This window comes from Novosphingobium sp. BL-A-41-Hi4A-0G, assembly GCF_055521735.1.
In genome coordinates, this window is sequence record NZ_JBVFVU010000004.1 from 153,418 (window position 1) to 166,552 (window position 13,135).

At 62.6% G+C, this 13,135-nt stretch carries 15 protein-coding genes; all 15 read left to right on the forward strand.

What is annotated here, in order from left to right; all coding sequences use genetic code 11:
- Positions 1 to 48 precede the first annotated feature (48 nt).
- On the forward strand, positions 49 to 1,464 hold the full coding sequence (locus ACZ1JX_RS21605; RefSeq protein WP_010891027.1) for an SRPBCC family protein: 1,416 nt from the start codon (positions 49 to 51) through the stop codon (positions 1,462 to 1,464).
- Positions 1,464 to 1,958 carry an aromatic-ring-hydroxylating dioxygenase subunit beta gene (locus ACZ1JX_RS21610; protein WP_010891026.1) on the forward strand — a complete coding sequence of 165 codons (495 nt, stop codon included), beginning with the start codon at positions 1,464 to 1,466 and terminating at the stop codon, positions 1,956 to 1,958. The genes ACZ1JX_RS21605 and ACZ1JX_RS21610 overlap by 1 nt, the downstream gene beginning before the upstream one ends.
- Positions 1,942 to 2,934 carry a PdxA family dehydrogenase gene (locus tag ACZ1JX_RS21615; protein WP_010891025.1) on the forward strand — a complete coding sequence of 331 codons (993 nt, stop codon included), beginning with the start codon at positions 1,942 to 1,944 and terminating at the stop codon, positions 2,932 to 2,934. Before ACZ1JX_RS21610 ends, ACZ1JX_RS21615 begins: the two co-directional genes overlap by 17 nt.
- 10 nt (positions 2,935 to 2,944) lie before the next feature.
- The gene (locus tag ACZ1JX_RS21620) at positions 2,945 to 4,225 is read left to right on the forward strand and encodes an aromatic ring-hydroxylating dioxygenase subunit alpha (protein WP_010891024.1); all 1,281 of its coding nucleotides are present in this window, start codon (positions 2,945 to 2,947) and stop codon (positions 4,223 to 4,225) included.
- A complete protein-coding gene (locus ACZ1JX_RS21625) occupies positions 4,222 to 4,710 on the forward strand; it encodes an aromatic-ring-hydroxylating dioxygenase subunit beta (RefSeq protein ID WP_010891023.1) in 489 nt (162 codons plus the stop codon). The genes ACZ1JX_RS21620 and ACZ1JX_RS21625 overlap by 4 nt, the downstream gene beginning before the upstream one ends.
- A gap of 41 nt (positions 4,711 to 4,751) precedes the next feature.
- Positions 4,752 to 5,357 carry a glutathione transferase GstA gene (gene gstA, locus ACZ1JX_RS21630; RefSeq protein ID WP_010891022.1) on the forward strand — a complete coding sequence of 202 codons (606 nt, stop codon included), beginning with the start codon at positions 4,752 to 4,754 and terminating at the stop codon, positions 5,355 to 5,357.
- Positions 5,358 to 5,526: 169 nt separating this feature from the next.
- Entirely contained in the window at positions 5,527 to 6,378 is an 852-nt protein-coding gene (locus ACZ1JX_RS21635; RefSeq protein WP_010891021.1) for an alpha/beta fold hydrolase, read from the forward strand.
- Between the two features lie 18 nt (positions 6,379 to 6,396).
- On the forward strand, positions 6,397 to 7,320 hold the full coding sequence (locus tag ACZ1JX_RS21640; RefSeq protein WP_010891020.1) for a catechol 2,3-dioxygenase: 924 nt from the start codon (positions 6,397 to 6,399) through the stop codon (positions 7,318 to 7,320).
- A gap of 2 nt (positions 7,321 to 7,322) precedes the next feature.
- Complete coding sequence (locus ACZ1JX_RS21645; protein WP_010891019.1) at positions 7,323 to 7,754, forward strand: GlcG/HbpS family heme-binding protein; 432 nt, start codon at positions 7,323 to 7,325, stop codon at positions 7,752 to 7,754.
- Positions 7,755 to 7,793: 39 nt separating this feature from the next.
- Complete coding sequence (locus ACZ1JX_RS21650) at positions 7,794 to 9,278, forward strand: 2-hydroxymuconic semialdehyde dehydrogenase (protein WP_011906647.1); 1,485 nt, start codon at positions 7,794 to 7,796, stop codon at positions 9,276 to 9,278.
- Positions 9,279 to 9,282: 4 nt separating this feature from the next.
- Positions 9,283 to 10,077, forward strand: coding sequence for a fumarylacetoacetate hydrolase family protein (locus ACZ1JX_RS21655; RefSeq protein WP_010891017.1), 795 nt, complete (start codon positions 9,283 to 9,285; stop codon positions 10,075 to 10,077).
- 22 nt (positions 10,078 to 10,099) lie between these two features.
- A complete protein-coding gene (locus ACZ1JX_RS21660; RefSeq protein ID WP_010891016.1) occupies positions 10,100 to 11,038 on the forward strand; it encodes an acetaldehyde dehydrogenase (acetylating) in 939 nt (312 codons plus the stop codon).
- Positions 11,035 to 12,066 (forward strand): 4-hydroxy-2-oxovalerate aldolase, encoded by a 1,032-nt coding sequence (gene dmpG, locus ACZ1JX_RS21665; RefSeq protein WP_010891015.1) that lies wholly within the window; start codon positions 11,035 to 11,037, stop codon positions 12,064 to 12,066. Before ACZ1JX_RS21660 ends, dmpG begins: the two co-directional genes overlap by 4 nt.
- A 1-nt stretch (position 12,067) precedes the next feature.
- Positions 12,068 to 12,838: a 2-keto-4-pentenoate hydratase gene (locus ACZ1JX_RS21670; RefSeq protein ID WP_010891014.1), complete on the forward strand. Its 771-nt coding sequence runs from the start codon at positions 12,068 to 12,070 to the stop codon at positions 12,836 to 12,838.
- Position 12,839: 1 nt separating this feature from the next.
- Positions 12,840 to 13,082: a 2-hydroxymuconate tautomerase gene (locus ACZ1JX_RS21675; protein ID WP_010891013.1), complete on the forward strand. Its 243-nt coding sequence runs from the start codon at positions 12,840 to 12,842 to the stop codon at positions 13,080 to 13,082.
- The last annotated feature ends 53 nt before the right edge of the window (positions 13,083 to 13,135 follow it).

Genomic DNA, 13,135 nt, shown 5'->3' on the forward strand with positions numbered 1-13,135 from the left:
GATTCGCGGAGGTATTGGGTGCCCGACGCACAGAACGGGAGAGGATCGATGGAACTCACTGAGAAAATCGGCGGCAGGATTGCCGACTTGCAGGGCTTGAAAGAGCGCATGCGCGCTTGGCTCAAGAAGGATCACGAGCGCGGGATCTTCCAGCTGGACCGCGCCGCTTTCACCGAAGCTGCGCTGTTTGAGCTCGAGATGAAGTACATCTTCGAGCGGAACTGGGTCTACCTCGCGCACGAGAGCCAGGTTTCCAAGCCGAACGATTTCATCACCACGAAAATCGGCCGCGTCCCCATCCTTGTGACCCGCGACAAGTCCGGCGATGTCGGCGCCTTCGTGAATGCCTGTTCGCACCGTGGCGCGCGCCTGTGCCGCGAGCGGGCCGGCAACAAGCGCAACCACATGTGCCCGTTCCATGGTTGGACGTTCTCGTCCGGGGGCGACCTGCTGGACGTCACCGATGAGAGCATCGGGGGCTATCCGGAGGCATTCAATCGCGCTGATTTCGGGCTTCAACCGGTCGCCCGGGTGGAAAGCTACCGCGGCTTCATTTTTGCCAGCCTCTCCGCCGATGTCGTCCCGCTGGTCGATCACCTCGCCGGCGCGCGGGATTTCATCGATATCCTGGTGGACCAGTCGAAGTCCGGCGCAATGGAAGTTTTGCCCGGAACCAACCGCTACCGCTATCACGGCAACTGGAAGATGCAGGTCGAGAACGGGCTCGACGGCTATCACGTTATGACCACGCACGCCAACTACTTCATGACGGTTCAGCGCCGCGTCGAAGGCATTTCGAAGAACGAAACCAAGGCGATTAGCTTCAATGGCTTCACCGCGCGCGATGGCGGGTCGTTCTCGTTCCACAACGGACACACGGTGTTGTGGGCCGACTATGCCAACTTCATGGATCGCCCCAATTTCGAGATCATCGACTGGCTCGAAGAGTCCTACGGCGCCGAAAAGGCCAAGTGGATGAACAAGCGCATCCGCAACCTGCAGCTGTTTCCCAACGTCTTCCTGATGGACCAGACCAGCACTCAGATCCGCATCATCCAGCCGCTGGCGGTGGATGAGACCGAAGTCAGCACGGTGTGCATCGCCCCGGTCGGCGAAAGCGCCGAGGCGCGTGCCCTGCGGCTGCGTCAGTATGAGGATTTCTTCAATTCGACCGGCATGGCGACCCCGGACGACCTGACCGAATTCAACAACTGCCAGACCGGCTATGGCGCCGGCGAAGGCCGCTACAACGAGATGTCGCGCGGTTCGACGCGCTGGGACACCGGCCCGGGCAAGTTCGGCGAGCCGCTCGATTTCAATGTGGTGCTGAGCAGCCCGGCGGTTGCCGACGAAGGCCTCTATGTGGCGATCCATGACGAGTGGCTCACGCTCATGGAAAAGGCCATCGACAGCGAGTGCAGCGAGCTTGCCGCCTTCCTTGAGCGTTCGCTGGAGAAGGCATGATGACCGCATTCCATTCGCGCTGGCTGGCGGTTTCCCGCTTCATCGGTCAGGAAGCCATGGCGCTTGACGACAAGGACTGGGATGCCTGGCTGGCGCTCTATCACGAAGAGGCGGAATACTGGGTTCCAGCCTGGGACGATCACGAACGGCCGACTGCGGATCCGCAGAACGAAGTCTCGCTGATCTACTATCCCAACCGGGGCGGGCTTGAGGATCGGGTGTTCCGGATCAGGACCCGGCGCTCGGCGGCGAGCACGCCGCAGCCACGCACGGTTCACCAGTTCTCCCTGCTGTCTGCTGAGGAGAGCGATGGCCAGGTGCATGCGCGGACGTCTTGGACCACGGTTTCGGTGCTGGAAGGCAAAGTCGCCACTCTCAGCGGGTGGGCCTTCTATGATCTCGAACCTCGGGATGATTCGTTCGTGATCCGCCGCAAGAAGACGATTGTCGTCACCGATCTGTTCCAAGAAGTAGCCGATGTCTACAGCCTCTGAGCGGGTGCGCCCCGTCGTGGGGACGATGATCGGTGATCCCGCCGGGATCGGACCCGAAGTGGCTGTCAGGGCGCTGGCCGACGGTGCCGTACACACGGATTCGATCCCCGTGCTGGTCGGGTCTGCTGCGGCGGTAGAGCGGGCGCTCGATTTCACTGGCACCAAGGCACGGCTGCGGGTGATGCGCGGCTTCGAAAAACCCAGCGACGATCCCGCGATCATCGACGTCATCGATACCGGCGCGCTGCCCGATGGCGTTCTGCCCCTGGGCGAGGACACCGAGGCCGCCGGGCACGCCACCGCGCAATGGCTGGATGAGCTCGACGCGTTGGCCCGCGACGGTTCTTTCGCCGCCACGATCATGGGGCCGATCAGCACTGGTTCGCTTAAACTGGCCAAGAAGCTCGACAGGGTCATCAGCCCGACCCCGGGCGAAAGCTATCTGGTGCTGCTGACCGGGCCGCTCAGGGTTGCGCATCTCACCGACCACATGTCGCTGCGGCAAGTGATCGACGTTATTTCAGCCGATCTCGTCGCCACGGCGGTGGGGCAACTGCACGAGGCCATGCAATCGTGGGGCATCGCCCAACCGCGGATCGCGGTTGCCGGTCTCAACCCACATGCCATGGGCGACGAGGATCGCCTTGAAATTGCGCCTGGGATTGAAGCGGCGCGGGCAAGGGGCATCGATGTCGAAGGGCCTATCGCGCCTGACTCGGTCTTCCGCCACTGCATCGAGGGTCGCTACGACATGGTCCTGGCGATGTTCCACGATCAGGGCCACATCGCGGTCAAGACCTGGGGCTTTTCGGGCAACAGCGTGATCATCATGGGGCCGCCGTACCTGCACATGTCGGTGGCCCATGGCACCGCCTACGACATCGTCGGTACCGGCAAGGCCGATGCCGCGATGATGCTGAGCGCGATGCGCACTTGCGGACGACTCGCTTCGGGCCGCGGTTTCGAACAAGCTTAGGGAGAAGACCATGAACGCCGAAACCATGCCCGTCGCCGCGGGGTCGGAGCCGACTGCGGTCGATTACGCAGTCTATCACAGCCAAGCGATCTTCACTGCCGAACAGGAAAACATCTTTCGCGGACAGACCTGGTGCTACCTCGGCCTCGAAGCCGAGCTGGCCAACAGCGGCGATTTCCGTTCGACCCATGTCGGCAATACTCCGGTGGTGGTGACGCGGGCAACCGATGGCACCATCCATGCCTGGGTAAATCGCTGCGCCCACAAGGGCGCAACCGTGTGCCGCTCGCTGCGTGGCAACCAGGCCGACGGGGCGTTCGTCTGCGTCTATCACCAGTGGGCCTACGACGCGACCGGTGCGCTTGTCGGCGTGCCGTTCCGGCGGGGGCTGAAAGGCGTGGGCGGCTATTCGAAGGAATTCAATATGGCCGAGCATTCGCTGGAGCGGTTGCGGGTCGAGACATTCGGCGGCCTCGTGTTCGGCACCTTCAACTCGACCATCGCCCCGCTCGACGACTTTCTGGGTCCAGTGATGCGCAAATACATTCAGCGCGTCTTCCAGCGCCCGGTCAAGGTTCTGGGCTATGCGCGGCAGTTCATGGCCGGCAACTGGAAGCTCTATTCGGAAAACAGTCGTGACAGCTACCACGGCGGTCTGTTGCACCTGTTCTATCCGACTTTCGGCATCTACCGCCAGAGCCAGGAAAGCGCGGGTCTGGTTTCGGACGAGGGCTACCACACCGTCTTTACCGTGTCTAAGCCCAAGGGCGATGTCGACTACGGCTCGTTCGGTGACGAGGCCAACCGCGAGATGCAGGGTGAGGCCAAGTTGCAGGACGAGCGCCTGCTGGCATTCCGCCCGGAGATCGCTGATGATGTCGGACTGCACATCCAGTCGATCTTCCCGTCTGTCGTTGTCCAGCAGATCCAGAACACCCTCGCCACCAGGCAGATCGTGCCCCACGGGACCGACAAGACCGAGCTGGTCTGGACCTATTTCGGCTATGCCGACGATGACGATGAAACGACTCGCCACCGCCTTCGCAACCTCAACCTGGTTGGACCGTCTGGGTTGATTTCGATGGAAGACGGCGAAGCGGTCGAACTGTGCCAGCAGGGCACGATCGGTGCCGAAGGCAAGCGCAGCTTCGTCGAGATGGGCGGGGACGATGTCCGACCGTCATACGCCCCGATGGGTATGGATGAAAATTCCGTGCGCGGGTTCTGGAAGGGCTATCTCGGGCTGATGGGCAATGCCTTGGCCGATCTCGCAGCGGAGGGCCGGGCATGAGCGTTGCAGCCGAAGTAGCGCAAGTCGCGCAAAGTGCGATCGACGATTTCAACGCGGCTTACGGGCTTTGCCTTGATGATGACCGGCTCGAGCAATGGCCCACGCTGTTCGTTGACGATTGCCTGTACCAGGTGATCGCGCGCGAGAATGTCGATAACGGCTTGCCCGCAGCTGTGATGTATTGCGACAGCAAAGGGATGCTGGCGGATCGGGTTGTCGCGCTGCGCAAGGCAAACGTCTTCCCCGAACATTTCAACCGGCACCTGATCGGGCGTGCGGTGATCACCGGCGTGGAAGGCGACCAGGTTTCTGCTGAAGCCAGCTATGTCGTCTTCCAGACCCGTAACGATGGTGAAACGCGCATCTACAATGCCGGCAAATATGTCGATCGGTTTGATCTTAGCGGTGGAACCGTTCGACTGAAAAGCCGGACCTGCATCTATGACACGCTGCGCATCGCCACGCTGTTGGCGACCCCGATCTGAGCCAATCCCCAATTTCCTGTTTTCCCAGAAGGAGACTATCCATGAAGCTGTTCATTAGCCCTGGTGCCTGTTCGCTCGCTCCGCATATCGCCCTGCGCGAAACCGGCGCCACTTTCGATGCGGTGAAGGTCGATCTGGCGACCCGCAAGGTCGAGACCGGAGACGATTTCCTGACGGTCAACCCGTCGGGCAAGGTTCCGGCGCTGACCCTCGACAGCGGCGAAACCCTGACCGAAAATCCCGCGATCCTGCTTTACATCGCCGACCAGAAGCCGGAAGCCGGCCTGGCGCCGCGCGACGGCACCATGGACCGGTACCGCCTGCTCAGCCGGCTGAGCTTCCTGGGTTCGGAGTTTCACAAGGCCTTCGTGCCCCTGTTTACGCCCGGCACCAGCGATGAAGCCAAGGCAGCCGCTACGACCGCAGTCAAGAATCACTTGACCGCGGTCGATAAGGATCTCGCCGGCAAAGAGCACTATGTGGGCGCCGATTTTAGCGTGGCCGACATCTATCTGTTCGTGATGCTGGGCTGGCCTGCCCATGTCGGGATCGACATGAGCGCCTATCCCGCGCTGGGCGCCTATTGCGGTCGGATTGCTCAGCGGCCTGCGGTTGGGGCGGCCTTGCAGGCCGAAGGTCTCATCTGATCGAAGAGCGCGGGGCGCCGGCGATTGCCGTCGCCCACGTCGTTCTTCATTTGCAAATGCGTTTCAAATAGTGCAATGGATGAGGCTGCTGGCGACAGAGACGGCGATTCGGCGTCCAGGTCCAGCCGAATGCAAAATCATCGAGGCGGGAAAGGATCGGAGGGCTACCATGGCACGCTCGACTTTGGACACGGCACGTCCGGAAATCGGTAGGTCGCTGGTTGTCGGCGGAAGCTCGACCAATTACCACGACGTCGGCGAAGGCGACCCGGTGCTGCTGGTCCACGGATCGGGCCCCGGTGTGACAGCCTGGGCCAACTGGCGGCTGAATATGCCGATCCTCGCCGAGGATTTCCGGGTCATCGCGCCCGACATGTTCGGCTTCGGCTATTCGGACAGCAAGGGCCGGATCGAGGACAAGCAGGTCTGGGTCGATCAGCTCGCCGGCTTTCTCGACGGTCTGGGCATCGACAAGGTTTCGATCGTCGGCAATTCTTTCGGCGGCGGGATCACGCTGGCGTTCATGATCGCCCACCCCGATCGGGTGGAGCGCGCCGTTCTGATGGGACCTGCAGGGCTCAACTTTCCGATTACCCCTGCGCTCGACAAGGTCTGGGGCTATGAACCCTCGGTCGAGGCGATGCGCGAATCGCTCAAGTACCTTGCCTGGGATCACAGCCGCCTGACCGAGGATCTGATTCAGTCGCGCTATGTCGCCAGCGCCCGGCCCGAAGCACATGAACCCTATCATGCAACGTTCGGCGGCGCCGACCGCCAGGCCAACGTGGCGATGCTCGCCAGCCGTGAGGAGGACATCGCCGCAATCGCGCACGAAACCCTGATCCTGCACGGGATTGCCGATCAGGTGATCCCGCTCGATTCTACCGTACGCCTCGCCACGCTGATGAAGCGGGCCGATCTGCATCTGTTCGCCGAATGCGGACACTGGGTGCAGATCGAGCGGATGGCAAGTTTCAACCGGATGGTTGCCGAGTTCTTTAGGAATGGTCTCAAAGGCTGAACGGAAAGGAGTGTCGACATGGCTCTAACTGGTGTAATTCGTCCTGGCTACGTGCAGCTCAGGGTTCTCGACCTCGATGAGGCTATTGGCCATTACCGCGACCGGATTGGTTTGAATTTCGTCAATCGCGACGGCGACCGCGCCTTTTTCCAGGCGTTTGACGAATTCGATCGGCACAGCATTATCCTGCGCGAGGCCGACCAAGCCGGGATGGACGTGATGGGCTTTAAGGTCGTCAAGGATGCCGACCTCGACCATTTCGCGGAGCGCCTGCTCGATATCGGCGTCCATGTCGATGTGATCCCGGCCGGATCGGACCCCGGTGTGGGTCGCAAGATCCGCTTCAACACGCCAACCCAGCACGTGTTCGAACTCTACGCCGAAATGGAACTGTCGGCCACCGGCCCGGCGGTCAAGAACCCCGATGTCTGGGTGGTCGAACCGCGCGGCATGCGTGCCACCCGATTCGATCACTGCGCACTGAATGGCGTGGACATCTCCGCATCCGCAAAAATCTTCGTCGATGCGCTGGATTTCTCGGTTACCGAGGAGCTGGTCGATGAAGGCAGTGGGACGCGCCTCGGCATCTTCCTGAGCTGCAGCAACAAGGCGCATGATGTTGCCTTCCTCGGTTATCCCGAAGACGGCAAGATCCACCACACCTCTTTCAACCTCGAATCCTGGCACGACGTCGGCCATGCAGCCGACATCATCAGCCGCTACGATATTTCGCTCGATATCGGGCCGACGCGTCACGGGATCACCCGCGGCCAGACGATCTACTTCTTCGATCCCTCGGGTAACCGCAACGAAACCTTCAGCGGCGGTTACATCTATTATCCCGACAATCCGCAGCGCATGTGGCAGGCAGAGAGCGCCGGCAAGGCGATCTTCTACTACGAAAAGGCGCTGAACGACCGCTTCATGACGGTGAACACCTGATCATGGACGGGGTGGTTTCGGTCCGGACGGTAGGCCACGAACTGGCGCTCAAGGCAGCGGCTGCCGCCGTTGCCACGGGTGCGGCGGCGGGCTGTCCGGTCGTTGCCGCGGTGGTCGGCGCCGGGGGAGATCTGGTCGCGTTCGTCCGCGCCAGCGGCTCCCCTTCGCCATCCGCAAAGATCGCGCAAGATAAGGCTTACAGCGCCGCCAGCTTCCGCGTCCCGACGCCGGATCTCTATGCGATGGTTTCCGGCAATCCGGCCCTGCGCGACGGAATCGTCGCGCAGCCGGGATTAGCAATGTTCGGCGGCGGCCTGCCGATCGAAATCGCCGGTGTATTCGTCGGTGCGATCGGTGTTTCCGGCGGGAGCGAAGCGATGGACGTCGAATACGCCAACGCCGGTCTCGCTGCGATCGGCGCAAGGCAATTCTGACGCACCATGGCCTCCGGCCAACTTAGGTATTATGCACCAATGACCTCAACTTCCTCCTCTCCGGTCACCGAAACTATCCTGAACTTCATTGACGGTTCCTATCGCAAAGGTAGCGAGGGTAAGTCGTTTCCCAACGTCAATCCGGCCACCGGCACCGCGATCGGGGTTGTGCACGAAGCAAGCCAGGCCGACGTCGCAGACGCCGTGGCTGCGGCCAAGGCAGCGCTTACCGGGCCATGGGGCAAGATGACCACGGCCGAGCGGGTCAAGCTGATCGCCGCCGTGGCGACCGAGATCGAACGCCGAGCGGATGATTTCCTGGCTGCCGAAGTGGCCGACACCGGCAAGCCGCGCCATGTCGCGTCCCATATCGACATTCCGCGCGGGGCCGCCAACTTCCGCATGTTCGCGGATGTCGTCTCGACAATGCCGGGCGAAAGCTTCAACACATCGACCCCCGATGGCGGCCAGGCGCTCAACTATACCGTGCGCAAGCCCAAGGGTGTGGTCGCGGTGGTCTGCCCATGGAACTTCCCGCTGCTGCTGATGACCTGGAAGGTTGGCCCGGCGCTGGCCTGCGGCAATACCGTGGTGGTCAAGCCGTCCGAGGAAACGCCTCGGACTGCTGCCCTGCTGGGTGAAGTAATGAACGCGGTGGGCATGCCCAAGGGTGTCTACAACGTCGTCCACGGATTCGGTCCGGGTTCGGCCGGCGAATTCCTCACGTCCAACCCCGATGTCGATGCCATCACCTTCACCGGCGAGACCGGCACCGGACAGGCGATCATGCAGAAGGCCGCGATCGGCGTTCGCGACATTTCGTTCGAACTCGGTGGCAAGAACCCGGCGATTGTGTTCGCCGATGCCGACCTCGACAAGGCGGTCGAGGGTCTGTCGCGCTCGGTCTTCCTGAACACCGGGCAGGTCTGCCTCGGAACCGAGCGGGTCTATGTCGAACGACCGATCTTCGACGCCTTCGTGGCGCGGATGGCGGCGGCGGCGCAGGGCTTCAAGCCGGGCGTGACCGGTGATCGCGCCTATCTCGGCCCGCTGATCAGCGCCGAGCACCGCGAGAAAGTGCTGGGTTACTATCGCCGTGCGGTCGAGGACGGGGCCACCGTGGTCACCGGCGGCGGCGTTCCCGAAATCTCGGGTGCGGAAGCCGGTGGCTTCTTCGTGGAACCGACGCTGTGGATCGACGTCGCCCACGGCGATACCGTGATGCGCGAGGAAATCTTCGGACCGTGCTGCGGTATCGTGCCGTTCGACAGCGAGGACGAGGTGATCGCACTTGCAAACGATACGGTTTACGGCCTGTGCGCCTCGATCTGGACCGAAAACATGTCCCGCGGACACCGCGTGGCGGCGGCGATGGACGTGGGGGTGTGCTGGGTCAATTCCTGGTTCCTGCGCGATCTGCGCACGGCTTTCGGCGGGTCCGGCCATTCCGGCATCGGCCGGGAAGGCGGGGTGCACAGCCTCGAATTCTACACCGAGATCACCAACATTTGCGTGAAGCTGTAAGACGATGACAATCGACTCCAAGACTATCGAACAAGCGGCCTTGGCCCTGCGCGGCGCGGCCGAAACGGGGAAGCCTGTCAGCCCGATCCGCGACCTGATTTCGGCTGGTGGCGTCGAAGCCGCCTATGCCGTGCAGGAAGCCAACACCAAGCACTACCTCGCCAATGGACGGCGCCTGGTCGGCCGCAAGATCGGGTTGACCTCGATCGCGGTCCAGCGCCAGCTTGGGGTGGATCAGCCCGACTATGGGATGCTGTTCGCTGACATGGACGTGCCGGAAGGCATCCCGGTGTCGCTCGACCAGGTGATCCAGCCCAAGGTTGAGGCCGAGATTGCGATCGTCGTTGGGCGGGATTTGCCCCACCCCGACATGACGACCGCCGAAATGATTCGCGCGGTCGAATATGTCGTTCCGGCAATCGAGATCGTCGACAGCCGCGTCGCAAACTGGGACATCAAGATCTGGGACACGATCGCCGATAATGCCTCGAGCGGGTTGTTCGTGCTCGGCGCGGTGCCGCGCAAGCTCGACGGGCTCGATCTGCGCAGCTGCGGCATGGTCATGGAAGCCAAGGGTGAGCCGATTTCGGTCGGTGCCGGGATCGCCTGTCTGGGCAGCCCGATCACCGCCTCGCTGTGGCTGGCGCGGGTGATGGCCAAAGCGGGGCGTCCGTTACTCGAAGGCGATGTAATCCTGTCGGGCGCGCTCGGGCCGATGGCCGGGGTTGCGCGCGGCGATGTTGTCGAAGCCCGGATCAACGGACTCGGAACGGTCCGCGCCGCGTTCGCCGCTGACTGAATTCAAATTGGAGGCTGGTCAAATGGCCAAGATGAAGTGCGCAATTATCGGCTCCGGCAATATCGGGACCGACCTGATGATCAAGCTGCTCAAGGGTTCGGATACACTGGAGCTAGCGGCGGTTGTCGGGATCGATCCGGCCTCCGAGGGGCTGGCGATGGCCAGCGAACGCGGCGTCCCGACGACTCACGAAGGAATCGAGGGCCTGTGCCGGATGCCGCAATATGCCGATATCGGCATCGCCTTCGATGCGACCTCGGCCTATGCGCACAAGGCGCACGACGAAATCCTCGCCCGTGACGGCAAGCTGATGGTCGACCTTACCCCGGCCGCGATCGGCCCGGCGACCATTCCCCCGGTCAACCCGGCGGTCGATGCCGCGGTGCGCAACATCAACATGGTGACCTGTGGCGGGCAGGCGACGATCCCGATCGTCGCGGCGGTCTCGCAGGTCGCCAAGGTGCACTACGCCGAAATCGTCGCGTCGGTTTCGTCGCGCTCCGCCGGTCCCGGCACCCGTGCCAACATTGATGAGTTCACCCGCACAACGGCGCGGGCGATCGAAACTGTCGGCGGCGCGGCCAAGGGCCGGGCTGTGATCATCCTTAATCCCGCCGAACCGCCGATGATCATGCGTGATACGATCTTCACGCTGTCGGAAATGGTCGATGAGGACAAGGTGCGCGATTCGGTCCTGGCTATGATTGCAAGGGTGCAGTCGTACGTGCCGGGCTACCGGCTCAAGCAGGAAGTACAGTTCGAACGCTTTGGCTCGAACCGGCCGCTCAAGATCCCCGGCTACGGTGAATTCGAAGGACTCAAGACCAGCGTGTTCCTCGAGGTCGAGGGCGCGGGCGATTATCTGCCCAACTATTCCGGCAACCTCGACATCATGACCGCTGCCGCCAAGGCGGCAGGCGAGAGCCTGGCCAAGACTCATATGGAAAAGACCGCAGCATGACCTTTGATCCAACATCTGATCGGCTCTACATCCAGGACGTGACCTTGCGCGACGGGATGCACGCCATCCTGCATATGTATGGCACCGACAGCGTCCGCACGATCGCTAAGGCGCTTGACGAGGCAGGGGTGGATGCGATCGAGGTCTCGCACGGCGATGGCCTGAACGGTTCGACCTTCAATTACGGATTTGGCGCCCATACCGACTGGGACTGGATCGAGGCTGCCGCCGACGTAATCAAGAACGCGGTGCTGACAACGCTTCTGGTGCCCGGTATCGGCACCGCCGAAGAACTCAAGCGGGCCTATTCGATGGGAGTGCGCTCGGTCAGGGTCGCGACCCACTGCACCGAGGCCGACGTCGGCAAGCAGCACATCGGCATCGCGCGCGATCTAGGCATGGACGTATCGGGCTTCCTGATGATGAGCCACATGATCGAGCCCGAGGCGCTCGCCCAGCAGGCGCTGCTGATGGAAAGCTATGGCGCGCATTGCGTCTATGTCACCGACAGCGGCGGGGCGCTCGACATGGATGGCGTGATTGCACGTCTCCAAGCCTATGACCGGGTGCTCAAACCTGAAACCCAACGCGGCATCCATGCGCACCACAATCTGTCCCTGGGCGTGGCCAATTCGATCGTCGCCGCGCAAGCCGGCGCGGTGCGGATCGACGCGAGCCTTGCCGGGATGGGTGCGGGAGCCGGTAACGCACCGCTCGAGGTGTTCATCGCCGCCGCCAACCGCAAGGGCTGGAAGCACGGCTGCGACGTGATGGCGCTGATGGACGCGGCGGACGACATCATACGCCCGCTTCAGGACCGTCCGGTGAGGGTCGATCGCGAGACGCTCAGCCTGGGCTATGCAGGCGTCTATTCAAGCTTCCTGCGCCATGCGGAAAAGGCAGCGGAACAGTACGGAATCGATACCCGCGAGATCCTCGTCGAATTGGGCAACCGCCGGATGGTCGGAGGCCAGGAAGACATGATCATCGACGTTGCACTTGATCTGATCAAAGCCAAGGCGAACTGAGATGGACAGGCTGGCGAAATACGCGGAAATGCTCGACTCTGCACAGCGTAAAGCAACAGCTACCCCGCAAATCACCCCTGTGGACACCGCTTTCACGGTGGAAGAGGCCTATCAGGTGCAGAAGCTCTCGGTCGATCGGCGCCTGTCGCGCGGCGAACGGCGCATCGGCGTCAAGATGGGGCTGACCAGCCGGGCCAAGATGTTGCAGGTCGGCGTCGACGAAGTGGCTTGGGGCAGGCTGACTGATGCGATGCTGGTCGAGGAAGGATCCGCCCTTTCGCGCGCGCGCTACGTCCACCCCCGGGTCGAACCGGAAGTCGCCTTTCTGATGAAGGCCCCGCTGGTCGGTAAGGTGACTGCTGCCGCTGCGCTGGCAGCAGTCGAAGCGATCGCCCCGGCGATGGAGATCATCGACAGCCGTTACGAGAACTTCAAGTTCGCGCTCGAGGACGTGATCGCCGACAACACTTCCTCGTCGGGGCTGGTGATCGGATCCTGGCACGATCCCCGGATCGATTTTTCGAATCTGGGCGTGATCCTCGAAATCGATGGCGAAGTGGTACAGGTCGGGTCGACCGCGGCGATCCTTGGCCACCCCATCCGTTCGCTGGTTGCTGCGGCCCGGCTGGTTGCCGAAGCGGGCGAACAGATCAACGCCGGTGACATCGTCATGGCTGGCGGCATCACCGCCGCGCCCAACCTGGCTCCCGGCCAGACCGTGCGGACGACCGTGCAGAACCTTGGCGCGGTCATGTTCCAGGTGGAGGCCTGATATGCCGATCATCGAGGTCAACCTGTTCGAAGGGCGCCCGCCAGAAGCCAAAGAGCGGCTGATCAAGGCTCTGACCGATGCTGCCATCGATGCGATCGGGGCCCCGCGTGAGTCGGTTCGCGTCATCCTTCGCGAGATGGCCCCGGCGCATTTCGCGGTAGGGGGGCTAAGTTTTGCTGCGAAGGCCGCCGCCGCCGCCGCCGCGCAACCCCGGGTCGAAGAAGATTGGTCGAATGAGAACTGAGACCCACCAGATCCGAATCGTCGGAGGGGGGCAGTTCGCGTGCCCCGAGGGTG

Bases quoted from the DNA above. Each gene is read 5' to 3' on its own strand.
- ACZ1JX_RS21605 (WP_010891027.1), top strand. From the start codon at position 49: ATGGAACTCACTGAGAAAATCGGCGGCAGGATTGCCGACTTGCAGGGC.
- ACZ1JX_RS21610 (WP_010891026.1), top strand. From the start codon at position 1,464: ATGACCGCATTCCATTCGCGCTGGCTGGCGGTTTCCCGCTTCATCGGT.
- ACZ1JX_RS21615 (WP_010891025.1), top strand. From the start codon at position 1,942: ATGTCTACAGCCTCTGAGCGGGTGCGCCCCGTCGTGGGGACGATGATC.
- ACZ1JX_RS21620 (WP_010891024.1), top strand. From the start codon at position 2,945: ATGAACGCCGAAACCATGCCCGTCGCCGCGGGGTCGGAGCCGACTGCG.
- ACZ1JX_RS21625 (WP_010891023.1), top strand. From the start codon at position 4,222: ATGAGCGTTGCAGCCGAAGTAGCGCAAGTCGCGCAAAGTGCGATCGAC.
- gstA (WP_010891022.1), top strand. From the start codon at position 4,752: ATGAAGCTGTTCATTAGCCCTGGTGCCTGTTCGCTCGCTCCGCATATC.
- ACZ1JX_RS21635 (WP_010891021.1), top strand. From the start codon at position 5,527: ATGGCACGCTCGACTTTGGACACGGCACGTCCGGAAATCGGTAGGTCG.
- ACZ1JX_RS21640 (WP_010891020.1), top strand. From the start codon at position 6,397: ATGGCTCTAACTGGTGTAATTCGTCCTGGCTACGTGCAGCTCAGGGTT.
- ACZ1JX_RS21645 (WP_010891019.1), top strand. From the start codon at position 7,323: ATGGACGGGGTGGTTTCGGTCCGGACGGTAGGCCACGAACTGGCGCTC.
- ACZ1JX_RS21650 (WP_011906647.1), top strand. From the start codon at position 7,794: ATGACCTCAACTTCCTCCTCTCCGGTCACCGAAACTATCCTGAACTTC.
- ACZ1JX_RS21655 (WP_010891017.1), top strand. From the start codon at position 9,283: ATGACAATCGACTCCAAGACTATCGAACAAGCGGCCTTGGCCCTGCGC.
- ACZ1JX_RS21660 (WP_010891016.1), top strand. From the start codon at position 10,100: ATGGCCAAGATGAAGTGCGCAATTATCGGCTCCGGCAATATCGGGACC.
- dmpG (WP_010891015.1), top strand. From the start codon at position 11,035: ATGACCTTTGATCCAACATCTGATCGGCTCTACATCCAGGACGTGACC.
- ACZ1JX_RS21670 (WP_010891014.1), top strand. From the start codon at position 12,068: ATGGACAGGCTGGCGAAATACGCGGAAATGCTCGACTCTGCACAGCGT.
- ACZ1JX_RS21675 (WP_010891013.1), top strand. From the start codon at position 12,840: ATGCCGATCATCGAGGTCAACCTGTTCGAAGGGCGCCCGCCAGAAGCC.